The 328-nt window shown below is 53.4% G+C and carries 1 tRNA gene; it reads right to left on the bottom strand.

Annotated features, from left to right (window positions below):
• Position 1 precedes the first annotated feature (1 nt).
• Positions 2–75: transfer RNA gene (locus tag OGV69_RS01400), tRNA-Arg, on the bottom strand.
• Positions 76–328: the final 253 nt, after the last annotated feature.

Genomic DNA, 328 nt, shown 5'->3' with positions numbered 1-328 from the left:
GTGCATCCGGGAGGATTCGAACCTCCGACCGCTCGGTTCGTAGCCGAGTACTCTATCCAGCTGAGCTACGGATGCATCGGAAAACTTGCTTTACTGCCGATATTGATATCGTAATAAACGATATCAAGTAAGAGATGGTGCATCCGGGAGGATTACTCGGCTGCGCCTTGCCCTTCGGGTCGTTGCTGAAGCAACGCTATCCTCCCTGGTGCTGGCGATTATCTCGCAGACCATGAAACAACAGTTGCGCTGTTATCTCGGAGAAGATGGTGCATCCGGGAGGATTCGAACCTCCGACCGCTCGGTTCGTAGCCGAGTACTCTATCCA

Origin of the sequence: Citrobacter sp. Cc139 (assembly GCF_030334645.1) — a bacterium.
Lineage (GTDB): Bacteria > Pseudomonadota > Gammaproteobacteria > Enterobacterales > Enterobacteriaceae > Citrobacter > Citrobacter werkmanii.
This window is presented reverse-complemented; position numbering and strand designations above follow the sequence as displayed.